Here is a 23,483-nt window from a genome sequence, read left to right on the forward strand (position 1 = left end):
TTATATCATTCTTCTTTCTACTTCCCTACAAATGCGACAGAACCCTTAATCCACTCTATTATGTTCTGAGACCATACATCTAAGACTTTTACTTGTTACAACTACTGTGCCTGCAATCTTATCGTGCCAAGTTTGGCAACGTTTGTCGAAGCTTGCCCATATGAAACCTAAGAATAGTGGTGAAGTTGACAATATAAAGGAAAAAAACCTCTTTATTGCTTGTTTTAGAGTCAATTTTTCAAAAGTTTGTGCATTTACAACTCTGAGTCCAAGTAATAACTTTCCAGGTGTAGCGCCAAATCTTATCCACATATATGCTACATAACTAAAAAGCATAATAAATTGAACTATCTGATTTAGAACTAGTAACTTGATTAGTTTACTCTGCATTGCTGTTTCCTCTGCAGATAATGGTGTTTGCATCTGATATTTCGCAGCAATTTGGCCTAATATTTTACTGCTCTCTGAGTTCATGAAGAGTTGGCTTAAGGCTTGGCCGCAAAGCTGCAAGAACAAAACGATGATAATTAAATCAAGCAGCACTGACAAATAGCGTCTAAGTCCTGTTACGTAACATATTCCATTTTCATCTTTCTTTACCCTTTGAATAGCATTTATCGAAGAAAGAATGGAAAATAAACGATTAAAAAACTTGTATAACATAAAGCATTTTCCAATATTTGAGTGCCCCTGGCCGGACTTGAACCAGCATGCTTTTGCAAGCAACAGATTTTGAGTCTGCCGTGTCTACCATTCCACCACAGGGGCCTACTTTAATGCTATAAGCAACACAGGATTAGTCAAATTTTTTCTCTTTCAAGTAAGGACTGAATATTCTACAATAATCAATCATTACTCTGAAAAATTAAAATGAATGAATTAGCCAATCTTATTGATTCAAGAGAAGAAATATGTAAATTGCCACACAATTTAGAAGCAGAGCAAATGCTCATTGGTGCAATGGTTCGTGATAATAGAATTTGTGATGCAGTCGAAGATATAATTGCAGCAGATAATTTCTATGATCCACTACATCAAAGCATTTTTACCCAGATATCTAAAACCAGAAAACACAGTATAGTTGCTAATGAACTGAGCCTCAAGATGTTTTTCGAGAATGATAAAGCATTTGCCGAATGTGGTGGAGTTGAGTACCTAGCAAAACTTGCAGCAAAGGCAAGCATTGCGCTTGACATCTATAGCTTGACCAGAATAATCCGTGATACTTATTTAAGGAGATGCTTAATCAAGCTCGGACAGGAGATAGTTGACGATAGTTACAACTACGACATTGAAAATCCTGCACAGGTACAAATTGAGCAGGCAATGACAAAGTTGTTCAACTTAGCAGTAAAAAAGCAAGGTGATAAGACATATATAAAGCTTGCAAGTTCAATTAAAGATGTGGTTGAGAAGATCAGCAAGCTGAAGAATAACCCAGAGGCTCTAGGTATTACAACCGGACTTCAAGACCTAAACCAGCTTCTTGGTGGTTTGCAGAAATCTGATCTGTTAATTATAGCTGCAAGGCCCTCAATGGGAAAGACAGCATTGGCGCTGAACATCGCACTTAATGCTTGTAAGATTTTGCAAAAAAGAACAGATAAACAACATTATGTAGCATTCTTTTCACTTGAAATGTCAGCAGAGCAATTGACCGCAAGATTGATTACTATAGATTCAGGCATTGGTTATTATAAGGCACTGACTGGGAGAATTAGTGATTTTGAATTACACGAATTCATTAATGCTAGTACAGATCTATCCGAATTACCTTTCATTATAGATGACACTCCTGCGTTATCAATTAGTGCTCTTCGTACCAGAATACGTCTTCTCTATCAACTATATAATGTAGAGTTGGTCTTTATCGATTATCTGCAGTTAATTCGAGGAACAACAAAAAGGAGTAGTGAAAATAGAGTGCAAGAAATCTCAGAAGTGACGCAGGGTTTAAAAGCAATTGCAAAGGAACTAAATATTCCCATTGTTGCACTATCACAGCTCTCTCGTTCTGTTGAGCAAAGGGATGATAAAAAACCACAACTTTCTGATTTACGTGATTCAGGAAGCATAGAGCAGGATGCGGATATAGTAATGTTCCTTTATAGAGAAGAATATTATGAATTAAGAAAGCAACCAAATGAAGGAAGTAATAAACATCGAGAGTGGCAAGAGAAAATGGAGAAAATTAGAAATATTGCAGAACTGATCATTGCAAAACAAAGAAACGGGCCAATTGGTAGTGTGAAACTACATTTTGACTCCAATAGAGGTGCATTTAAAGATTATACAGAAAGATATAGTCTGTAGCGGTTTTGAGTAATTCTGGAAGTGTTTAACAAACCATACGTGCCAAATTAAGTAGCTATCGTGAAATATAGCAATATTTAAGATTGGCATTTTATTTGTTACATTTATTTTTTTAGGAAATTCTTATCTAGGATAAGATATTTTTTTAGAAAAATCTATAAATTACTAACTTTATTACTTAATATATAAAATAGTTTTTTCTTATTTCCTTTCTTCCTTACGCCACTTTTTCTTAACTTGATGCGTATGGTTTATTTAACACTTCCGATATACAACTAAAAAATAGCAAATTCTCTATAACTTGAATATAATTTTAGCTTTACCTAAACAGAAAGATGAATTACTTAATGGATTTTGTTTTAATATCTCTTTCCTTGCCACTTTTTATTACTGAGAATTATTTGTTAATTACTGCGTTGATCCCACTTTTAAGTGCATTAGCTATTTCTTTTACTAGTAAATGGCCCAGAGTGAACAGTAGCGTTACTGTTGCTTCTTCTATGCTTCTGTTTGCGTATACATCTCTATGCACTTTATATTTGGTGTATGGTGATCATTCTCAATTTATTCTCATGGATTTTGGTAATAATTTGCATATTAGTTTAAAGCTAGAGTCTAGTGGAGCAATATTCAGTTTATTAATATCATTTTTGTGGGTACTAACCAGTATATATGCAATATGTTATATGAGAAATAACTATGCTGATAGCAATCACTCAAGTTTTCTATGCTTTTTTTCAACATCAATCAGTTGTGCAATGTTTATTGCTTTTTCTGGAGATTTGCTCACTACATTTGTCTTTTATGAGCTTCTAACTATTAGTACATACCCTCTGATTACTTACAACTCAACAAATGAATCAGTAATTGCAGGACGCTATTACTTTGGTTTACTATTTTTCTCTTCTTTAGTATTATTTTTTCCTGCAATAGGCCTATTATATAATGAATTCCATACTTTAGATTTTGTAAGTGGTGGAATATTCAAGTTTGATACTTCACTCATCACTTTTATTGCAGTGTGTTTTGCTATGCTGATTTATGGAATAGGAAAAGCTGCATTAATGCCAATGCATTTTTGGTTACCAAAAGCAATGGTTGCACCAACTCCTGTGAGTGCACTATTACATGCTGTTGCTGTTGTGAAATCCGGAGTTTTCATCATCATCAAAGTTATATTATACACTTTTGGCGTCGATAATATGCAACGTTTTGTGCAGCAAAATTGGTTTGCTGGAGGGTGGCTTCCGTACGCTGCTGGATTTACTATCATTACTGCATCGTTGATTGCATTAAAGCAAAAGGAATTAAAGAAATTGCTTGCTTACTCTACCATCTCCCAATTGTCGTATATTATATTGTTCGCTTCAATTTTTAGTGAATTCAGCATGAAGATTGCAATCTTTCAATTAGTTTGCCATGCATTTGCAAAAATTACTTTATTTTTTTTTGCAGGTATCATAATAACGAAAACGGGTGAAAAATATATAGATAGAATTCACGGTATAGGACGTAGTATGCCAATTAGCATGATAGCATTCACTATAGGTGCATTGTCCATGATAGGAGTACCTCCTGCTCCGACTTTTTGGAGCAAATTTCTCATCTTTCAAGCTGTTTTCAACTCTAGTAATGTAACACTTTCTGTGTTTGTAACTCTAGTGTTAATTGTTAGTACTATACTCAATGCTCTATACTTTTTACCAATAATTTACAACGCCTTTTTCTCAAAACCTTCTAGAAATTATTTTATTAAAAAGACACCAATGCTTCTAGTTTTACCCCCAGTTATTACTGCTATATGCACTTTAGTTATTTTTTTTAGCTACCAAATAATGTTATAAATATAATCATCTATATTTATAGCTATTAACAATAAATTTAAATGGCACTATTCCAGCTAGAGTTGCTTTTATATTTGACAAAGTGAAGCTGACCTCCACAGCATAATCTTTCATCTTCTTATTTTGCTCAGCTGTAAAAACTACAGTAGCGTTTCCAGCAAATGTAACTAAGTTCTTAGTCAACCGGTCAATAGATAATGTTGTTACGTTTATGTTGGTAATTTTTCTTGTGGATGAAACAGCTTCATTGTTCACTTTTTCCTGAAAGTTTTGGTAGATTTTGTATACAGAATTGTTTTTTATAAAATTTTCTTGATACTTTGGCTCAACAGTCCGAGAGGACTCATATGTTTCAATATATTTACTTATTAAATACCTTGCTATGGAAATGTACTCATCTTCTTTTTTACTAAAACTAAGTTTATGTATTGCAGAGAACTCATCTTCTGTGTGGTTCATATACTTCACAAAATTTAAATCTTTTTTAACAGGAAGTAATAGGTATATGTTTAGTAGTGATAAAAATAAACATACTAAGAGAAGTAACGCTATTAACGCCATCCAAGATCTTTCTACAACGCAGAACAGGTATCTGTGGCAATACCATTCAACTGCTTTCCTGAAGTAACTTTTGTTTTTTACTGATTCAAGTAATTTATCTTCCATAATACAAACCCAATTATATAATATACTGGATACTCTAAAAAACTTTAAAATATGTCTAAATTTTCCAAAATGGGATGAATTATTATATCACCTTGTTCTGCAATAAGGTGAAATTTATCAATTTTGCTCACATCTAAATTTATCATTTTTACACTGAAGCTTTCAGGATCATAAGTATTACTTTCTGCACTTTTGTGATAATTATAGTAGTGTAATTTATTTTGATCATCAAAATAACCAAATTCATCAGCAAGAGTTCCCACTTTTTTGCCTTTACCGTCTCTGACTAGCTCAAATAGATCAATTACATGGTTTTCAGATCCAGGCTCAATAGATCCTTCTACAGCAAAAAATTTAGGTGCATGACCAACATACTCCTTAAGTTTTAGATTATTAGTCTTTTTTATACTACCAAAATCCATGAGTTTATATTCATCTGAAAGACCAGAATATTGTGGATCATACTTTTTATATTCAAAAAACTCATTACCTAAAAAATTACAAAACGTTAATTTACAATCATCGTGATTGGATTTAACAACTTTAAAGTAATGAAAATCTCTAGGGATCTTTACTTCCTCTTTCGTAATATGATTACGTACAACAAGTTCATCATTAATCATATGATAGCCAATTCTTGGCAAAGTAGCTATATTGATTGCCTTGTTTAGCTTAAAATTTGCCTCATAGATGCCACTTGATAGCTCCTTCCCTTTTTCTAAAGTGACGTCTTGATCTAAAGATGTATTCTTGATTAAACTCAATTCTTTCTGCATGTTCAGTATAGTGTTTGTTAAAACTTCTATTGATTGCCATACAGTTAATTTATTATCATTCAAGTTATATACTTTCAGTATTAAATTAGCAGAATTTTATCATAAATTTATGTTAAAAGTATTACATTTTTGTGTCATGATGTTAACGACATTAGCTAAAATATGCTTTTTATCTAAGCGAAATTGCTTTGCAGCAACGAAAAGTTCATCTATTTCTTTCCATTGACTTAGTAGAATTTCAACATTATTTACTTCTTTCTTTATACTTTCTAAAATGGAGGTTTGAATTATATGTGATGCTAGTTCTAGCTCAATCTCACTATTAATTATTTTATTAACTATATCAGAATTATTTAGATTACGGAAAAATGTATAAAAATGCTTATGTGACTCATAAGCACCACTGTTTATTGCATTTATTATTACTCCCGGAGTTCCAGGAAACAAAGTAATGATCTCACTAAATATTTTATCGTCGAATTTACACTGAGATGAAACAACCTGCTTTGTTTCATCGTAAGTTAATGGAAGTAAATTCAGCTGAAAACACCTACACCGGATGGTGGTTTGTACATCATATGGCTTATGGCTAATTACAAATATTTTAGAATTTTGTGGCGGCTCCTCTAATATTTTTAATATTGCATTTTTAGCATTATTAGTCATTGACTCTAAGCTATCTATTATAGCTATTTTATATTCTGATTGAATGGGGCTTAAGTGCAAAAAGTTTTTCATTTCTCTCACCTTTTCCACTCCTATTGTATCACCTTCAACAATGTGTAAGTCTAATGCTACTTCATCGTAATTTTTGATAAGAAACCAATTAGAAAAGGATTTTGCGAATGTTGCTTTTCCTATACCTTTTTTACCACAGATCAGCCAAGATTGAACAGACAAGTTGTTCATTATCTTTTTTTTTGCTTGGTTGTGGCCTATCACCTTTTTCATTCTTTCTCCTATAGATCTTAGTTTGAAAATTCGTTATTTATTGTTTGTAATGAAATTTTACCTTTTCTTAAAACCTTAATCTTGTCTCCAGTTAAGTCAATAATAGTAGATTCTATACCAGAAACTAATTCATCATCTTCAATTACTGCAGATAAGTGTCGCTTAATAGACTGAGGTATATCTCTTGCTTTGCATATACTTTTTTCTCCTGAAATGTTAATACTAGTTGCAACTACTGGAGTTTTCAGTTCATTTAATATTGAAATCGCAATAGGATGATCAGGAATTCTTATGCCTATACTATCTTTAAAGAACTCATTTGGTAATATACTGTTATCTTGAAGTGGTAAAATATAGGTCATTGGTCCAGGAGAAAAATAGTTTATTAAATCGATATACTCTTCCTTTACCTTTGCTATATTTATCAAACTATCAATATTACTAACAAATACAGAGAGCGGCTTGTTTTGAGAACGCTTTTTTATTCGATATATTTTTTCTATAGATTCGTTACCTAGCGCATTACAAGAAAGAGCATATACTGTCTCTGTTGGAAAGCATGCTAACAAATTATTTTTTATTGCATTTATTACTTCAAATACCATATAGCTAAAACTTATGTCTACAATAGCTCTGGGTTTACAGTTATCTCGCTATATGGTAGCAATTAAGATACCGAAATGGCTAGCACGCATCTGTTGTATACTTACAGTAAATTTTATTAGCAACTGCTCGTTTTTACAACAGATTTACTATAATCCGAACTCCGCATTGATTTTATCGACTATCTCCTGTGGTGGATCATCTCCCCATCCTGAATGTAAAATCTCTCCATAATCTGCAACATCTATAGAGCCAGTTCTACTTTTTGCCAGAAACATTTCTCTTTTATCTTTATCAACTAATACATAGTGCCAAGCTGATCTTCCTCGATCTTTACCACGAACTAGATATATGAGATCTGATCTACTTCTTCTTGTTGCATCAGCAAAGGATCTTTCGTTGATAGTTCTGCTTTTACTCTTTATGCCGCCACTTTCAGAAAAAGCTTCCTTGGCTTCAGCTTTTTTGTTTGCCAATTCAGAAATTTTTCCTTTTGCTCCTAGTGCATGTTCTTTGGTATTTTGAGATGAATACTTACTGGAAAAACCTCCTCTTGTCTCATTAGAGGTCCTATTTGTAAAACGCTTAGTAAACGAGTTATCGTTATCATTTTCTGCCATAAAAGTCTCCAAATTTTAGATTGTAGAATCCAAATTTTTACTACACCCTATCATAGGTTAGTTAAATTAATATAAATGAAGGATAATATAGTAATTATTACAGGAATTACAGCCTCAGGTAAATCAGAATTATGCGATAACTTGATAAAAAAGTATAAAAACATTAGCATAATAAACTGTGACTCAAAGCAGGTATACAAAGAGATTCCCGTAATTACTGCTCAACCACCAAAGCAGAAAGAATTTTATAGGCTATACGGTTATGTTTCAGCAAGAGAAAATTATTCCGTAGGTTTATGGCTAGAGGATTTAAAGAGGGAAGTTAACAACGCGCTGAAAAATTCACGAATACCCATCATCACTGGAGGAAGTGGGCTTTACATTAGCAGCTTAATCAAGGGATTATCATCGATTCCACAAATAAGCCAGGAAGTGAGAGAAAACGTAAATGAACTTAGGAAAAATTTAAGTAAAGAGGAATTCTACAAATTAGTGCTAAGCAAAGATCCAAGGATTCAAGGTAAAATATTTATTAATGACTCACATCGCCTCTCAAGAGCACTTGAAGTTATCACTGAAACTGGCAAGACAATCTTTGTATGGCAAGAAAATAGACAGCCTCCTTTGTTCAATAATTTTAAGGTATATACAATTCTACCTAAACGTGAGGATATATACCGAAAAATAAATTCTCGTTTTATTGAAATGGTTGAAAATGGAGCAATTGATGAAGTAAAAAACCTACTTAGCATGAACCCATCTCCACATTTGCCAGCTATGAAAGCACATGGAGTACCAGAAATTATAAGATACTTAAAAGGGGAGATTACTTTAGACGAAGCAATACAGATTGCTCAAACAAACACAAGGCATTATGCAAAACGCCAGTACACTTGGTTTAAAAATCAATTTCCGAATTCTCAAGTGATTGACTGTGCAAATAAATTGACAGAATTTTAGATATTTTGATTATTATGTATTATATTGCTATGCCTATGCAAACTTTTCTTGATAGTATTAAACTTTTTTCTTAAAGAACTTTCATCATTGCCTAAATTGTGATTATTAAATTCTTTGTAAAAATATTCTTACTTATGAAGCGCTACTATACCTGTAAGAGCCTTTATCACTAAATGAACTATATCACGCAATATTTCATCCTCAATTTTTCTATATTCTCTCACTAATCTTGTAACCACAATCTCCACTTTCATATCCTTGTATAGCTCTTCTCATAATAGTAGGAACAAGATAAGATAGTGATTTAGTATAACAAGAAGGTAAAAATGCCAGCAGCGTACAGTTATGACTTAAGGAAAAAAGCCATTCAGGCGTTGGATGAAGGAGAGAGCAAAACAGCAGTAGCAAATTTTTGGCCCTCTCTAATAACTTCAACATCACTAAATTCAAGGGATTGGCCTTCTATTATTTGGAATCTTTCATGTCCTTTTCCTGCAACTAGCAGAATCATATTTTCATCATGTGCTATATTTATACCTTTCTCTATAGCTTTTTTTCTATCTCCTATCTCCAGTGCATCAGGGCAATGTAACAAAATATCGTGACGAATTTTCCCCGGATCTTCATCACGCGGATTGTCATCTGTGACTATAACTTTACCTGCAAGCATTTGTGCTATTTTACCCATCTCTGCACGTTTTGTTTGATCACGATTCCCGCCACAACCGAACACTAGAACTATCTTTTTATTGAAGTGCCATTTTAAAGACAACAGAGCTTGTTTGAGTGCACTTGGAGTATGAGCGTAATCGACAAATGCAAAAGTGTTCACTTTTTCCATTCTTCCAGGTGGAGAAGCGAGTTTATCTATACACATTCTTTGATAGTCCATACCAGATGAAATAACTATACCGATTGCACACAACAAATTATATGCTTGAAATTGCCCAAAAATCGGAAAAAATGCGTTATAAATTTCATCACCGATTTGAATTGTTAGGTATTGACCATTGGCAGTGGGTATCTGCTTTAATAAAGTAATGTCAGAGTTTTTTTTTCCATAGGTTATAACTTTGTTGCCACGCTTTTCAGCTATGTTGAGCAACTCTCCATATTCGCCTATATCTGCATTTAAAATCGCTGTTTTTTCTTTTGGCAATACCTCATCAAACAACCTTTTCTTGGCCTCAAAATACTCATCGATACTTTTGTGATAGTCCAAATGATCTTGAGAGAAATTAGTAAAAGCTGCAGCATTGAGCCTAAGTCCATGGATTCTGTATTGATCGATTCCATGGCTTGAAGCTTCTAATGCTAAGTGTTCTACGTTCTTATTATTTATGTCACGCAATGTGGAATAAAGATCATCTGCACTTGGCGTTGTAAGGCTATTATCTTTTCTATTATTATTGACACATGTTCCCAGTGTTCCTATAGACGCTGCATTATCTTGCCAAATCTGGCGACAAAACTCCACTACTGAAGTTTTACCATTCGTACCAGTTACAGCAGCAATATATTTAGGTTGTTTGAATTGATAAAACCTGCTGACTATTTCACTGTATATTCCTTGAGGGTCCGAGTGGTAAAGCACTGCAAAACTTGGAGTACTTGTCATTCGAGTAGCGGACACTGGAATCCAGTTTTCATTATACAATTGTCTAGTATGCTTATTTACAATTAAATTTTCTGGATCCCAGTGTCTGAGCACTGGGATGACATCTTTCTTGGCCCCTTGTATTACAACGTCTACACAGTTGTGTACACATCCATTAGGAAGACATGTTACGTGTTCTTTACTCCTTTCTGACACACAAACAAAAAGGTAACCTTCTTTAACTCTCTTAGGATTACATGTGACGCCTTTGATTTCAATATCAAAGTCAGCATTTACAATGTTATGCAGTAGCTCTTTCAGTCTCACAATCATCTTTAACACTTGAACATGGCAGTCTTATTAATGCAGTATTCAAGTCAAAAATCAAATCTTCAGGATCTTCTAGTCCGCAAAATATTCGCACAAAACTTCCACCATAATCTGAATTCATGACAGATCTTGACATAGATCTATGGTCTACTGGTAGTATCAAACTGTCACATCCTCCCCAAGAAGCACCAATGCCGAAAACTTTCATGTGATCAACCATGCAGCCTAGTTCTTCACATGAATATTCTCTATCGAGTACTATACTAAATACGCTACTTGCCCCTTTGAAATAACTTTTCCATAATTCATGTTGAGGATGGGAGGGAAGTGCTGGATACAAAACTCTTTTGATTTTTGGATGTTTTTCCAGCCACTTTGCCACTTGCATTGCTGTACTTTGATGCTTCCTCATGCGTGTTTGCAGTGTTCTAAGTCCCCTGTGTGCAAGGTAACAGTCATGCGATTGAATGGTGACTCCATAATTTTTATAGCTCTCATAAAGCAATTTAAAAGTTTCACCTTCAGCAACCATAGCTCCCATCACTAAATCTGAGTGACCAGCTAGATACTTTGTCACCGCATATAGTGCAACATCAATTCCATAATCAAGCGGCTTAAACAACAAAGGGGTGGCCCATGAATTGTCACAAACGGTTACGATTCCACATTCTTTAGCAACTTTTACTATATGCTCTATATTTGAAATCTCAAACGTTATAGAACCAGGAGTCTCAATCATGATTAGTGAAGTATTACTCTGAACTAAATCAGTTATATCCTGTGTCGGATTATAAAAAGTTACTTCTACTCCTCTTTTTGGTAGTTCATTTTCGGCAAATCTCTTTAGTCTATAATAACTATTATCTTGTATCAAGACATGCGAACCTGCTTTAGTGAAAGTCAAAATAGCAAAAGTAAGTGCAAATAATCCAGAAGGGTAGATGAGTGCTTGTCCCCTACCCTCAATTTCAGCCAGTGCATTTGAAAAATAATGAACAGTAGGCGTACCAACATTACTGTAACTGTAATCCCTTGCAACACCATCATTGATTACATCGTATATACTTTCTCCATTTGCTGCATTTAAGTAGTCCTTGTAAGTAGGAAATAATATAGTAGAAGAATGATAAACTGGTGGGTTCATCGACCCTTTATAATCATTAAATTTTCTTCCTGCTTTAACTAATAAAGACTCTTCGTTCACATTTTTATTATTTATTTTTTAGATTGTATTCGCTTTGCGTATACAAGTGAAGAGAAATCGCATGTAATCGCTCTATTTCACTCTTTAATAATTCATAGATCAATTTATGCCTCTTTAAAGAGCTCATTCCAGAAAAGTCGTTAGATATTAATACTAATTTGATATGTGAAGGTAGTGTCGAAGAAGAAACAAAATAATGATCTACATGCTTTGCTGATTCATCGATAATATTAATATCAATTACACCTATTGAATCGCGTAATTTTTCTTCTATTGTCTTAATAATATCCACAATAGTTCCTTGAAGCAACAATACGCTCCTCTTGTCATCCCACAGTATCTGGGCACTGGGATGACAATCGAATTACTTATTCTCTTCTTTATTATCCATGTCTTGATAATCAGAATCTACTACTTTTTCTTCCTCATTATTTGTTGTGGATGAGCTTTCTCCACCTTGTTGTTGTTGAGATTCCTTATACATAGCTTCTCCAAGTTTCATAGATAACTGAGAGAGGTTAGTAACTTTCTGTTGTATTGAATCAGCATCATCAATGTTGTCAGATTTACTCACTTCCTTTAACTCATTAACTGCATTTTCAATAGCAGATTTATCTTCTGGAGAAATTTTATCACCATATTCTGTCAGAGATTTTTCTGTAGAATGAACTAAACTATCCGCTTGATTCTTCACTTCAATAAATTTCTTACGCTTTTCATCTTCTTGTGCTTTTTCCTCAGCTTCTCTCACCATCCGATTTATTTCATCCTCCGATAAACCACCTGAAGACTGAATACGTATTTTTTGCTCTTTTCCAGTAGCTTTATCCTTTGCAGAAACATGCGCTATTCCATTTGCATCTATATCAAATGTCACCTCAATTTGAGGAACCCCGCGAGGAGCAGGTGGTATTCCTTCTAAACTAAACTGACCAAGCAGTTTATTATCAATCGCCAATTTTCTTTCACCTTGATGTACCTTAATTGTAACGGCTGTTTGGTTATCTTCTGCAGTTGAAAACACCTGAGATTTTTTTGTGGGAATAGTAGTATTACGTTCAATAAGTGGAGTGAACACTCCCCCTAGAGTTTCAATACCAAGAGAAAGTGGAGTTACGTCAAGTAGTAACACATCTCTTACATCACCTTGAATAATTCCTGCTTGTATTGCAGCCCCAATTGCTACAACTTCATCAGGGTTAACTCCTCTATGTGGATCTTTGCCAAAGAATTCTTTAACTTTCTCTATGACTTTTGGCATACGAGTCATGCCACCAACAAGAACTACTTCACCAATTTGACTAGCAGACAAACCAGCATCTTCAAGAGCTTTTTTGCAAGGAATTATAGTCCTTTCAATTAAATCATTCACTAAACTTTCAAGCTTTGCTCTTGTTAGCTTCATATTTAAGTGTTTTGGGCCACTTGCATCAGCTGTAACAAACGGTAGATTTATTTCTGTTTCCATTGCACTTGACAATTCTACCTTTGCTTTTTCTGCAGCTTCTTTGATTCTTTGCATAGCCATTGGATCGTTTTTCAAATCAATGCCATTACTTTTCTTGAATTCACCCAGTAAATAATTTACTACTGCATTATCGAAGTCTTCTCCTCCAAGGTGAGTATCACCATTTGTAGCCTTTACTTCAAAAACTCCGTCACCTATTTCAAGAACTGAAACATCAAATGTACCACCACCAAGATCATACACTACTATTGTGTGTCCGTGCTTTTTATCAAGACCATAAGCAAGTGCTGCAGCAGTTGGTTCGTTAATTATTCTGAGGACATTTAATCCAGCAATTTTTCCTGCATCTTTTGTTGCTTGACGTTGAGAATCATTGAAGTACGCCGGCACTGTTATCACAGCATCCTTTACTTCTTCCCCAAGATAAGCCTCAGCTGCTTCTTTCAGGTTTTGTAGTATAAATGCACCAATTTGACTAGGAGAGTATTCTTTACTATCAGTTGTTTTAACCCATGCATCACCATTTTTTGCTGCAAATACCTTATACGGTACACCTAGATTCTTCATTTCAGGATCGCTATATTGGCGACCTATCAATCTCTTAGTTGCAAAAAAAGTATTACTTGCATTGGTAGTTGCTTGCCTTTTTGCTGGAGCGCCAATCAACCTTTCTCCAGATGAAGTAAATGCAACTATAGATGGAGTAGTTCTTGCTCCTTCTTTATTCTCAATTACTTTTGTATCCTTGCCTTGCATTATTGCAACACAAGAATTTGTTGTTCCAAGATCTATACCTATTGCTCTTCCCATAATGAATACTCCCTTTTAAATATTATCTGATGTAAAATATATAAGTATAAAACTCGTTAATTACAAGTCCCGTTTAGTTGTTAGAGCCCAAAAGGCGCGAAAGCCATTTAGTTAACCAAAAGTTGCCCGATAGTTTATCTGAACTACCAGCTTCTTTATCCCTGCTATTCACAATTTGACATCCAGAATTCTGCAATGGCTTATAATCATTAAAATTAATATGGTCTCCTTGCTTTAAAATAAATGTATCTGCATCTAAACTATTATCAATACTAACATTTAATGTAATATTGAACTCTTTTTCGATTGTAGAAACCATATCACGCTTATTATTAAAAATGTGCGCTATAACTGCACTGCGTGCTATTAAATCAAAGGACTTATTTTGATTTTTATTAGCAATATGTTGCAAATCCCTTAGTATCGATGCAACAACCACTTCGTTTGATTTCACTCTTCCAATACCTTTACAGCGTAAGCACTCTGTAGTATTAATTTCCTGTATATTTGGTTTAATTCTTTGTCTTGAAAAGACCATTAAACCAAAGTCATTGATAAAGCTAAATTGAACTTTAGCTCTATCATCTTTAAACGCCTGCTTGATAGCAAATTCAACATTTTTGCAATACTCAAGTTTCAACATGTCAATAAAATCAACAACTATTAACCCTGATAAGCCCCTGAGATTCGCTTGCCTTGATATTTCAGATAATGCCTCCATATTAGTTCTATAAGCTGTTTCTTCTATGTTATCTTCTCCTGTCATTTTCCCTGAATTTACGTCTATTGAAACAAATGCCTCAGTTAAGGTTATCACCAAAGACCCACCAGATGGCAATTCTACTCTATTGCTATATAATTCAGAAATTTGATCTTCGACTCTATAGTAAGTAAAGATTGGAACAGAACCTCTATATAATCTAGGACGCAATTTCCCTTGTAACACATTTTTAGTGTATTTTCTTACCGCTTCACAAACTTCTCTATCAGATACTATAATTTCTGTATCATTACTACAAAAGTCACGTACAGATCTCATAACTACATCTGCTTCGTTGTAAATTAATGATGGAACATTTAAAGAAGAGAAGTTTTGCTGGATATTTCGCCATAATAAGGTCAAATTATCGTAATCTTGCTCAATTTCTTTCCTACTTTTTCCTGCACCAACAGTTCTTACTATTAAACCTGAGCCTTTTGGTAAATTTATTGAATTTAATATATCCTTTAACTGTTTTCTAACGTTGGTATCTTCAATTCTGCGAGATACTCCACCCCTACTTATGGAATTGGGCATGAAAACACAGTATCTACCGACCAAAGTTACGTATGTTGTAAATGAAGCTCCTTTATTTCCTCGTTCTTCTTTAGTTAATTGAACCAATAACTTTTGATTTACTGAAATCACATCTTGTAACTTATATTTTCTATGTAAAGGTACCCCCCTCACAAAACCACTGCTGGATTCATTACTAGCTGTAGAATCCAGGCCTTCTTCTGTGCAATTATCATTTGAACAGTCCACACCGCTCGAATAGCCTTCGTCAGGGAAAATTTCCTTCTCTTTTTCTGGAATATTAAAGTAATTTAGAGATATCTCAGAAAAAGACAAAAAACCTTGCTTATTTTTTCCATACTCAATAAACACGGCCTGCAAAGCAGGCTCTATACGCTTTACATAAGCAACGTATATATTACCTCTTAATTGTCTTTTTTCCTTGAATTCTTGTTCAAACTCTACAACCCTACCATTAACTAGTAGGGCAACCCTTACCTCGTTAGAACAGGTAGTACTTTCTATCAATAATAACCTTTTGCCATCACTCGCCACTTATTTACCGTCTGCTTTTCATTCTGAAATCTTTTTATACTACTTAATATATTATTGATTGTCAAGAATTTTGCGACCTGCATTATTGGGTTGACTTTCAGTGTTTTGCGTTCTAAACTTGCATAGAGTTTATTATATCACTAACAATTATGGCGAAAAAAAATGCTTCTTTGCTTGTCAAGCTAGTTAGCACTGCAACTAAAACAACAAAAACTGGAGAAGAGAAACTAACAGGCTATTTTTGTGTAAAAAAACGTAATCCTAAGAACCTTCCCAAAAAGCTCGAGTTTAGGAAGTATGACCCAGTGGTCAGAAGACACGTATTATTTAAAGAAGAAAAATTAAAGTAAGTTTATTGTTATATATAGTTTATAATCAAGTTATACTCTAATAATAGAGCTCAGAGATATAATGGAAGGGAAGGTGAAACTCATAGTGTTGATCATTACACAATTAATAAACATAAAGTATAAAACACAGAAAACGCTCTAAAACCTAAAGTGTCACACGTTAGTAGGTCAAAAATCTAAGGGTTTTCCTTAGAGGGTTTATTGGACTAGATCGGATCAATATATAAACGTAAAAATAACCTGAGCTTGCCTAATATAAAAAGGTTCATGTAATTTGAATACAGAGTAAGCAGTAAAATGGCAAAATAAAATAGATAAAAAAATAGAAGTAAATGCAGACACTGATTTTTCATAAATCAAAAGGTCTGCTAAGAATTCCAGCATCACGTGTATAGCCGTGCGGACATTGTGGTAATTTGCGTAGTAGAAGGTGTCATCCCAGTACTTGATACTGGGATGATATACTTCTGGTAGATAATGTCGGTATAGTTGTGATTGGAATAGAAAGCACTAAGTTTGCAATGCTATCTGAATAGATAAAAGAACTCATTACTCAGTGAAACAAGACTTGAAATTTTGTGCAATGCTGCTGATTATATCTAGATATGCATCCTTTCCAGGCTCTACATCTGATCCAATAGGATCAAGAATCACCATTTTTACGTCACTAGAAAAGACATTAGGCTTTATGCTATCCTCTCGTGAATGAGAAACAATACATTTAACGTTTTCCTCTTTCATTACCTTTTTTAATTTCATTAAACTCTTCATACCTATGTAAGAATCCTCTTCTATAGAAAGAATGGCGCTTGGGTAACTTAAATCAAAATATTTTTCGAAATATTGATAAGCATCGTGAGTAACTATGTATTTTTGATTTTTTAACTCATCCAATTCTTTCGTAATTTTTTCTACTTCTTGGTCTATCTTTCTTATAGCCTCCTCTGCGTTAGTATTGTATCGATAGGTATTTTCTTTATCTATATTAGATAATGTTGCACTGATAGAAAGTATCATACTTTTTGCATTTTCAGGACTCAGCCAAATATGCAAATCTTTTTCATCTTGAATGTGACTAGAAAATGAATGTGGTCGAGCAGGAAGTAGATCGATTGCACTTGATAGCGGTATTAACTTCTTATTTTCTTTAGCAAAAGTTTTAATGAATGTTTCCAAAGAATCATCGATATAAAATATAATATTACTAGATTCTAATTTACTTGCATCTGAAGGCCTGAGCATGTAGTTATGTTCAGACACTATTTCGTACATTAGTAATTCTGGCTTTGAAATCCCATCTGTAACAGAAGCTACAAGTGAGTGTATAGGTTTGATTGTAGCTACAATTTTTAAATTGGATGAAAAGGCACTATTGTAGTATAGTGTAAGTGAAAGTAATAGAAAAAAAATCAGTAAATGTCTCATATAAATATTGAGAAGAAGTCAATTTTCGCCAAAAAGTTAAGTAATGTCAATAACTGCATTCTAAAAATAGAAAACCTTACTCTTTCATACGGTAATAAAAAAGTTCTTGATAATATCAACATATCAGTACAAAGAGGAGATATAGTTACAATACTTGGTCCAAATGGCGGAGGTAAAACCTCTTTAGTGAAAGCAGTTGCTGGTATAAATAAAGGCTATATTGGCAGTATTTTATTTGCCGATAATGTAAAAATTAGCTATATGCCACAAAATTTTAGTATTGGTAATTTGATGCCAATAACAGTTGAGTCTTTCCTTTTCAATAGCTCCTCGAAGAGATTCAAAAAAAATCAATCTATCGTTACAGAAGCGATAGAATTGGTTGGCATCGGTAACATTTTAAAGAATCAAGTATTAGAAATTTCTGCAGGACAAACACAACTACTGCTACTTGCACGTTGTTTAATTTCAGAATCTGATTTGATCATTTTAGATGAACCAGTCAGTGCAATGGATATTAACGCACGAGCTAAATTTTATGATATTATAAATAAAATCGCAAAAGAACGATCAGTGTCGATTCTCATGACTTCTCATGACCTTAACTCTGCTCTACCATCCTCAGATTACATAATTTGCATAAATAATACTATCTATTATCAAGGTAAACCTGATGAAATTATGGAGATAAATGAAATATTTGGCAGTTACGCAGCGAAATGATTCAAAATATTCTACGTCTTCTGCAAATAACTACAGTGCTAACACGCTACAATGTGTTACCTTATTTACTTCCACCATCAAAAAAATCAATAAATAAAATACAAGGTCATAAACTAAAGCGTGCTCTTGAAAGATTAGGTCCGGTGTTCATTAAATTTGGGCAATCCATTTCATCACGCACTGATATTTTAAATGAGGACATAACAAATAACTTGCTATTGATATGTGATAGATTGCCATCATTTTCGTATAAAATAGCAGTTAAAACTATAGAAAGTGAGTTTAATTGTAAATTAAGCGACATTTTTTCAAGTTTTTCTGAAAAGCCAATTGCAGCAGCATCAATTTCTCAGGTGCATAGAGCAGTTACAATTGAGGGTAAGGAAGTTGCTGTAAAGGTTTTGAGGCCAAATATTGAGAAAACATTCTCAAGGGATATAAAAATGCTTTCTTGGCTTGCAGAAATTGCAGAAAAATTTAGTGAACAATCAAAAAGGCTGAAGCCAGTTGAATTAGTCAAAACTTTTGCTGAAATTTGCCGATTAGAGTTAGATCTACGCTTTGAGGCTGCCCACTCTTCGGAACTGAAGGAAAATACTAAACATGACAGAGGTTTCTACGTACCTGAAATAGATTGGAGTAGAACTTCAAAAAAGGTTTTAACATTAGAATGGATGGAAGCTATACCAATATACGAAGTTGAAAAGCTGAATAACCGAAAGCAAATAGCTATCAATCTTATAGAATCTTTTTGTAATCAGGTATATAGGGATTGTTTTTTTCATGCTGATATGCATCCTGGAAATTTAATGATCGATAGTAATAACAATATTATTGCCCTGGATTGTGGAATCATGGGTAGAATAGATCGTGAGACATGCTATTACGTTATAGAGATACTCAAAGGCTTTTTAAATAGGGATTATGATCACGTTGCAAAAATGCACTTTAGAGCCGGTTATGTTCCATCACAGCATAGAAATTTTGTTACAGCTTGCAGAGCAATAGGTGAGCCCATTGTTGGACAGCCTATACAGAAGATTTCATTTGCTCGATTACTTACTCAGCTACTAAAAATAACTGGTGATTTTGATATGAAAGTTCAAACACAATTGTTATTGCTGCAGAAAACTATGATTTTATTAGAAGGAACATGTAGGAAAGTCTATCCAGAAATCAATATGTGGAAAGTAGTTGAAACATGGATAAACAGTCAACATGAAAGTAAAATAGGGTATAGGGAAAAAATTAAAAGCTCTTATCCCATCAAAACAATCCAAGGAATATTTAGCCTTATAGAAAAATTAAACCTAATAGCTGACAAAAAATTACAAGTGAAAAATAGATCAAATGGAAAAGCCTACTTTTTACTTTGGTCTGTAATTATAATTCTCATCGTTAAATTTTTAATTTCTTAAACTAAAAGATAATAAAAGCAAGTTTACAACAACTATTTAAGTCTTGAAACCACTCAGGTTCACATTCACTCGAATTATCAAGGTATTTTCAGGATGTATAAAACTTTCAGCAGAGTTTAGAGAAGAAGTAAAAACCTTAACTCTATCTTAAACTGATAACATTACCAAATTCAGTGCTTGTCACATCACTCAGTACTGTACTTGCTTTATATGAACAGTAGCACCCAATTGCAATGAAAACAAGTGCAGCTACAGCAAGTGAAATACATATTTCTAAATTCGATATTGTTAAACATGCACCAATAGCAAACGCTCCAGATAACACAAAAGAGGCAGAGGCATAGTTACTTTGCCTTCTATTATAAATGCTTGCTTCTGAAAGTTTTCTGTTTTTGTTCTTTGAGTCTTGATTTTGAGCTTGAAGTTCTAATCTCTCTTGCCTTAAATCCCTTTCTAACTGTGAAATTTTGTCAGTGTCTCTTGTTCTTTCACTTACGACCCTATCCAGCTCTTGCTCTTTTTCTCTAAGTCGAATTTTTGTTCTTTCAAGCTCATCTCTAAGGTTTTCAAGTTGACTTTTTTCTCTAGTAAGTCGAGCTACTTGATCAGTGAGAGTGTGAATTCTTTCCTGATTATCCTGCCTTACTTGTCTCAACTCCCTTTCTAACTGTGAAATTTTGTCAGTGTCTCTTGTTCTTTCATCTACGGTCCTATTCAACTCTTGCTCTTTTTCTGCAAGTTGAGCCTTTGTTCTTTCAAGTTCACCTTCCAGGTTTTCAAGTCGCTGCAATTCTTGAGCAATAAACTCATCGTTTATTTCCGGAGCAACATTATGTGCATTTGCTGAAGGCTGTTCCATACTTGCAGGAAATTTCTCATTGAGATAATTTTTAATAGATTCAATTGGATTATTAACATTCCTCAACACAGCGGTGACAATTGCACGATTTATGAAGCAATTATCTTCTACTAATTTTTTTACATCATTCAAATCTTTTCTATTAATAGCATCAGTTAATCGCTCTTTCATAGCTTGTTCAATGATTTGCTTCAATCTTGAATTTTGCTCTATAGCTGGTATTGGTTTTATTTGACTAAAATCTAGGTCTTTATGTTTTAAAAATTTAGTCAGTACTTCTTTTTTATTTTCCTCTGTTATTCCTTGTAAACATGATTTGATAATCAGGCTAAGTGGTGTTTCTATTTCTCCATTTGAATTTCTTTTCCAACAATTAGGGTTGAGTTCTTGATTTAATAGTCTTTTTGCTCGGTCAATATTTCTGTTAGAAAGAGCATCTAATAATTCTTTTCCTGTTTGTGCTTTTTGTATTTCTATTGTAAGATGTGAAAACTCCTTTTTTTGTATTCGCCCTATTTTTTCAATATATCCCTGAGGAGTATAAGAAAACCATTGTTTGTACTCTGCATGTTTTATAAGATCTGCTCTGGAACGATTATATCGAGGCTCAAGATATTGATCCTGAAGAAGAAAAACTTTGTTTTTAATGTTTGTATTCATGTTAGGATGTCTAAGTAACATCTGTACAAAATTCCTATTTTCCATGAGAAAGGCTAGATGTAGAGCTGTATTGGATTCTTTAGTTTCTTGAGCATTAATATTTAAATTCTGGTGCTGTAAAAGCAAAGTCATCATTTTTAAGTTTGTAGGACTATCATCAACACCCATGATAATAGTCATTAATGGTGTATATCCCTGATCAAACGTATTAACATTCGCACCTTCTTCCAGAGCTCGCTCAAAATCTCCTAGCTTTCCTTCATCAATAGCTTTAAATAATTTTGTTGTTGATTGTCCTGAAGTTGTTTGATTTTGAGCTCGTAATCCTGTATCATTAACAACACTTCTTCTAAAACCTACATTACTTCTCGAAAGCATACTAAATTCTCCTCAATCTATAATTTATTGACATAATTATAAAAAAAACAAAGAAAATTGCAAGTAATTTAGTTAAAAATTTTAGAATTAATTATGATTCCAAAAATTTTTCTGCATCAAGTGCAGCCATGCACCCTGTACCTGCTGCAACTACTGCCTGGCGATATACCTTATCTTGAACATCACCAGCAGCAAACACCCCTGCCCTACTGGTTAGAGTTGTTCCAGGTTTCGTAATTATATAACCTTGCTGATCCATTTCAACAAAGCCCTTAAAAATACCTGTATTTGGTGCATGCCCAATTGCAATGAACACTCCATCCACTTTTAATTCCTGAACTGTATTGGTTTTCGTCGATTTAATTGTAATGCCAGTAACTTTTTTAGGATTTTCTTCTCCAAGAATCTGCTCTACGGTATGATTCCATATTACCTTTATCTTATCATTTTTAAAGAGCCTGTCTTGCATTACTTTCTCTGCTCTTAACTTATCACGCCTGTGTATCAGTATAACTTCCTTAGCAAATCGAGTTAAAAATATTGCTTCTTCAACAGCAGTATTTCCACCACCAACCACAGCTACAACTTTATTTCTAAAAAATGCACCATCACAAGTTGCGCATGCCGAAACTCCGTAACCTTGAAATTTCTTTTCACTCTCCAGGCCAAGCCACTTCGCTTGCGCACCAGCTGCGATTATAATTGCATTCGAATAGTAGTCACTAGCATTACCACAAGATCTAAATCTATACTCATTAGAATCCTCAAGTTGTTCAACGCTTTTTATTTCGTCATTTATTACCCTTGCCCCCACCTTCTCTGCATGCAACCTCTTTTGTTCCATGAGTTCTGGACCTTGTATAGAAATAAAACCTGGATAGTTTTCAACATCCGTAGTAATTGTAAGCTGACCACCAGGTTGCATTCCTGTTACTACAATTGGCTCTAAATTTGCACGTGCTGCATATATAGCAGCAGCATAACCCGCTGCTCCAGATCCAATAATAAGAACTTTTGTACTCAATTTATAATTCTGCACTGTGTGAGTTTAGATAATCAGCCACTCCTTCATCGCTTGCCTGCATTGCTGGCTTACCTTTTTTCCACCCTGCTGGACATACTTCACCATGCTCTTCATTATGTTTTATTGCATCAATAATTCTAATAAACTCATCGATATTACGCCCTAAAGGAAAATCATTTATCGATTGATGACGTACAACAAACTTATCATCAATAACAAAAGTTGCTCTTAGTGCAATTGAGTCATCATATAAGACCCCATAGTCTCTTGATATAGACTTTTTGATATCAGACACTAAATTGTAGCTAACCTCTCCAATACCACCATCATTAACTGGAGTGTTTCGCCATTTATAGTGTGAAAATTTTGAATCTATACTTATTCCTATCACTTCAACATTACGTTTTGAAAAATCTTCTATTTTGTTGCTAAATGATATCAACTCAGTTGGACAGACAAAAGTAAAATCAAGTGGATAGAAAAAAAGGACAGCATACTTATCCTTTATATGTTTACTTAAACAGAAATCATCAACTATTTTTCCACTAGCAAGAACAGCCGAAGCAGTAAAATCGATAGCGGATTTTGTTACAAGATTCATAACTAACCTATTCATTCTTAATATTTATAATTTTATACCTTGATACATTTACATGCAAGTTTTCTTTAGCCC

Annotated in this window: 21 protein-coding genes and 1 tRNA gene; 6 read left to right on the forward strand and 16 right to left on the reverse strand. The window is 33.8% G+C overall.

The genetic code is table 11. The features are described from left to right. Positions 1–45: 45 nt before the first annotated feature. Positions 46–663: an RDD family protein gene (locus JR053_RS02640; protein WP_010401448.1), complete on the reverse strand. Its 618-nt coding sequence runs from the start codon at positions 661–663 to the stop codon at positions 46–48. Positions 664–685: 22 nt separating this feature from the next. Beyond that, a tRNA-Leu gene (locus tag JR053_RS02645) sits at positions 686–768 on the reverse strand. 102 nt (positions 769–870) lie between these two features. Between JR053_RS02645 and JR053_RS02650 the strand changes: the two genes are divergently transcribed. Further along, positions 871–2,313, forward strand: a complete 1,443-nt coding sequence (locus tag JR053_RS02650; protein ID WP_010401451.1) for a replicative DNA helicase — start codon at positions 871–873, stop codon at positions 2,311–2,313. 347 nt (positions 2,314–2,660) lie between these two features. Then, positions 2,661–4,157 (forward strand): proton-conducting transporter transmembrane domain-containing protein, encoded by a 1,497-nt coding sequence (locus JR053_RS02655; RefSeq protein WP_010407433.1) that lies wholly within the window; start codon positions 2,661–2,663, stop codon positions 4,155–4,157. Between the two features lie 6 nt (positions 4,158–4,163). Here the strand turns inward: JR053_RS02655 and JR053_RS02660 are convergent, their stop codons facing one another. From JR053_RS02660 to JR053_RS02680, 5 genes are all read right to left on the reverse strand, one after another. After that, entirely contained in the window at positions 4,164–4,823 is a 660-nt protein-coding gene (locus JR053_RS02660; RefSeq protein ID WP_139686506.1) for a VirB8/TrbF family protein, read from the reverse strand. Between the two features lie 44 nt (positions 4,824–4,867). Then, positions 4,868–5,662: a hypothetical protein gene (locus JR053_RS02665; RefSeq protein ID WP_010407430.1), complete on the reverse strand. Its 795-nt coding sequence runs from the start codon at positions 5,660–5,662 to the stop codon at positions 4,868–4,870. A gap of 36 nt (positions 5,663–5,698) precedes the next feature. Beyond that, a complete protein-coding gene (locus JR053_RS02670) occupies positions 5,699–6,550 on the reverse strand; it encodes a DNA polymerase III subunit delta' (RefSeq protein WP_416603457.1) in 852 nt (283 codons plus the stop codon). Between the two features lie 17 nt (positions 6,551–6,567). Then, on the reverse strand, positions 6,568–7,155 hold the full coding sequence (locus JR053_RS02675) for an L-threonylcarbamoyladenylate synthase (RefSeq protein WP_010407427.1): 588 nt from the start codon (positions 7,153–7,155) through the stop codon (positions 6,568–6,570). A 147-nt stretch (positions 7,156–7,302) separates the two neighbouring features. Continuing rightward, entirely contained in the window at positions 7,303–7,773 is a 471-nt protein-coding gene (locus JR053_RS02680) for a hypothetical protein (protein WP_010407425.1), read from the reverse strand. A gap of 75 nt (positions 7,774–7,848) precedes the next feature. On the opposite strand from JR053_RS02680, the gene miaA reads away from it, so the two are divergent. After that, a complete protein-coding gene (miaA, locus tag JR053_RS02685) occupies positions 7,849–8,733 on the forward strand; it encodes a tRNA (adenosine(37)-N6)-dimethylallyltransferase MiaA (protein WP_010407423.1) in 885 nt (294 codons plus the stop codon). A gap of 367 nt (positions 8,734–9,100) precedes the next feature. On the opposite strand, the gene JR053_RS02690 is transcribed toward miaA, so the two are convergent. The 5 genes from JR053_RS02690 to JR053_RS02710 all read right to left on the reverse strand — a co-directional run bounded on the left by JR053_RS02690 (position 9,101) and on the right by JR053_RS02710 (position 15,973). Further along, positions 9,101–10,663: a Mur ligase family protein gene (locus JR053_RS02690; RefSeq protein WP_010407420.1), complete on the reverse strand. Its 1,563-nt coding sequence runs from the start codon at positions 10,661–10,663 to the stop codon at positions 9,101–9,103. Then, positions 10,632–11,864, reverse strand: a complete 1,233-nt coding sequence (metC, locus tag JR053_RS02695) for a cystathionine beta-lyase (protein ID WP_010407418.1) — start codon at positions 11,862–11,864, stop codon at positions 10,632–10,634. The genes JR053_RS02690 and metC overlap by 32 nt, the downstream gene beginning before the upstream one ends. A 7-nt stretch (positions 11,865–11,871) precedes the next feature. After that, on the reverse strand, positions 11,872–12,156 hold the full coding sequence (locus JR053_RS02700) for a BolA family protein (protein WP_012481743.1): 285 nt from the start codon (positions 12,154–12,156) through the stop codon (positions 11,872–11,874). A 72-nt stretch (positions 12,157–12,228) separates the two neighbouring features. Beyond that, positions 12,229–14,142, reverse strand: coding sequence for a molecular chaperone DnaK (dnaK, locus tag JR053_RS02705; RefSeq protein WP_010407414.1), 1,914 nt, complete (start codon positions 14,140–14,142; stop codon positions 12,229–12,231). 73 nt (positions 14,143–14,215) lie between these two features. Then, complete coding sequence (locus JR053_RS02710; protein ID WP_416603462.1) at positions 14,216–15,973, reverse strand: Rne/Rng family ribonuclease; 1,758 nt, start codon at positions 15,971–15,973, stop codon at positions 14,216–14,218. 149 nt (positions 15,974–16,122) lie between these two features. On the opposite strand from JR053_RS02710, the gene rpmG reads away from it, so the two are divergent. Beyond that, the gene (gene rpmG, locus JR053_RS02715) at positions 16,123–16,323 is read left to right on the forward strand and encodes a 50S ribosomal protein L33 (RefSeq protein WP_012481745.1); all 201 of its coding nucleotides are present in this window, start codon (positions 16,123–16,125) and stop codon (positions 16,321–16,323) included. Between the two features lie 549 nt (positions 16,324–16,872). Here rpmG and JR053_RS02720 read toward each other — a convergent pair. Further along, complete coding sequence (locus JR053_RS02720; RefSeq protein WP_029237600.1) at positions 16,873–17,748, reverse strand: zinc ABC transporter substrate-binding protein; 876 nt, start codon at positions 17,746–17,748, stop codon at positions 16,873–16,875. On the opposite strand from JR053_RS02720, the gene JR053_RS02725 reads away from it, so the two are divergent. Continuing rightward, positions 17,740–18,471, forward strand: a complete 732-nt coding sequence (locus tag JR053_RS02725; RefSeq protein ID WP_010401464.1) for a metal ABC transporter ATP-binding protein — start codon at positions 17,740–17,742, stop codon at positions 18,469–18,471. The genes JR053_RS02720 and JR053_RS02725 overlap by 9 nt on opposite strands. Continuing rightward, positions 18,468–19,889 carry a 2-polyprenylphenol 6-hydroxylase gene (gene ubiB, locus JR053_RS02730; RefSeq protein WP_010401467.1) on the forward strand — a complete coding sequence of 474 codons (1,422 nt, stop codon included), beginning with the start codon at positions 18,468–18,470 and terminating at the stop codon, positions 19,887–19,889. The genes JR053_RS02725 and ubiB overlap by 4 nt, the downstream gene beginning before the upstream one ends. Before the next feature lie 142 nt (positions 19,890–20,031). Here the strand turns inward: ubiB and JR053_RS02735 are convergent, their stop codons facing one another. From JR053_RS02735 to JR053_RS02745, 3 genes are all read right to left on the reverse strand, one after another. Next, complete coding sequence (locus tag JR053_RS02735) at positions 20,032–21,786, reverse strand: TomO hydrophobic C-terminal domain-containing protein (protein ID WP_416603465.1); 1,755 nt, start codon at positions 21,784–21,786, stop codon at positions 20,032–20,034. A 91-nt stretch (positions 21,787–21,877) separates the two neighbouring features. Continuing rightward, entirely contained in the window at positions 21,878–22,825 is a 948-nt protein-coding gene (gene trxB, locus JR053_RS02740; RefSeq protein WP_010401482.1) for a thioredoxin-disulfide reductase, read from the reverse strand. Then, entirely contained in the window at positions 22,812–23,411 is a 600-nt protein-coding gene (locus tag JR053_RS02745; protein WP_010401485.1) for a peroxiredoxin, read from the reverse strand. Before JR053_RS02745 ends, trxB begins: the two co-directional genes overlap by 14 nt. Positions 23,412–23,483: the final 72 nt, after the last annotated feature.

The organism is Wolbachia endosymbiont of Nasonia vitripennis (assembly GCF_048054115.1).
Classification (GTDB): Bacteria; Pseudomonadota; Alphaproteobacteria; order Rickettsiales; family Anaplasmataceae; genus Wolbachia.

Bases quoted from the DNA above. Each gene is read 5' to 3' on its own strand.
- JR053_RS02640 (WP_010401448.1), bottom strand. From the start codon at position 663: ATGTTATACAAGTTTTTTAATCGTTTATTTTCCATTCTTTCTTCGATA.
- JR053_RS02650 (WP_010401451.1), top strand. From the start codon at position 871: ATGAATGAATTAGCCAATCTTATTGATTCAAGAGAAGAAATATGTAAA.
- JR053_RS02655 (WP_010407433.1), top strand. From the start codon at position 2,661: ATGGATTTTGTTTTAATATCTCTTTCCTTGCCACTTTTTATTACTGAG.
- JR053_RS02660 (WP_139686506.1), bottom strand. From the start codon at position 4,823: ATGGAAGATAAATTACTTGAATCAGTAAAAAACAAAAGTTACTTCAGG.
- JR053_RS02670 (WP_416603457.1), bottom strand. From the start codon at position 6,550: ATGAAAAAGGTGATAGGCCACAACCAAGCAAAAAAAAAGATAATGAAC.
- JR053_RS02675 (WP_010407427.1), bottom strand. From the start codon at position 7,155: ATGGTATTTGAAGTAATAAATGCAATAAAAAATAATTTGTTAGCATGC.
- JR053_RS02680 (WP_010407425.1), bottom strand. From the start codon at position 7,773: ATGGCAGAAAATGATAACGATAACTCGTTTACTAAGCGTTTTACAAAT.
- miaA (WP_010407423.1), top strand. From the start codon at position 7,849: ATGAAGGATAATATAGTAATTATTACAGGAATTACAGCCTCAGGTAAA.
- JR053_RS02690 (WP_010407420.1), bottom strand. From the start codon at position 10,663: ATGATTGTGAGACTGAAAGAGCTACTGCATAACATTGTAAATGCTGAC.
- dnaK (WP_010407414.1), bottom strand. From the start codon at position 14,142: ATGGGAAGAGCAATAGGTATAGATCTTGGAACAACAAATTCTTGTGTT.
- rpmG (WP_012481745.1), top strand. From the start codon at position 16,123: ATGGCGAAAAAAAATGCTTCTTTGCTTGTCAAGCTAGTTAGCACTGCA.
- JR053_RS02725 (WP_010401464.1), top strand. From the start codon at position 17,740: ATGTCTCATATAAATATTGAGAAGAAGTCAATTTTCGCCAAAAAGTTA.
- JR053_RS02720 (WP_029237600.1), bottom strand. From the start codon at position 17,748: ATGAGACATTTACTGATTTTTTTTCTATTACTTTCACTTACACTATAC.
- ubiB (WP_010401467.1), top strand. From the start codon at position 18,468: ATGATTCAAAATATTCTACGTCTTCTGCAAATAACTACAGTGCTAACA.
- JR053_RS02735 (WP_416603465.1), bottom strand. From the start codon at position 21,786: ATGCTTTCGAGAAGTAATGTAGGTTTTAGAAGAAGTGTTGTTAATGAT.
- JR053_RS02745 (WP_010401485.1), bottom strand. From the start codon at position 23,411: ATGAATCTTGTAACAAAATCCGCTATCGATTTTACTGCTTCGGCTGTT.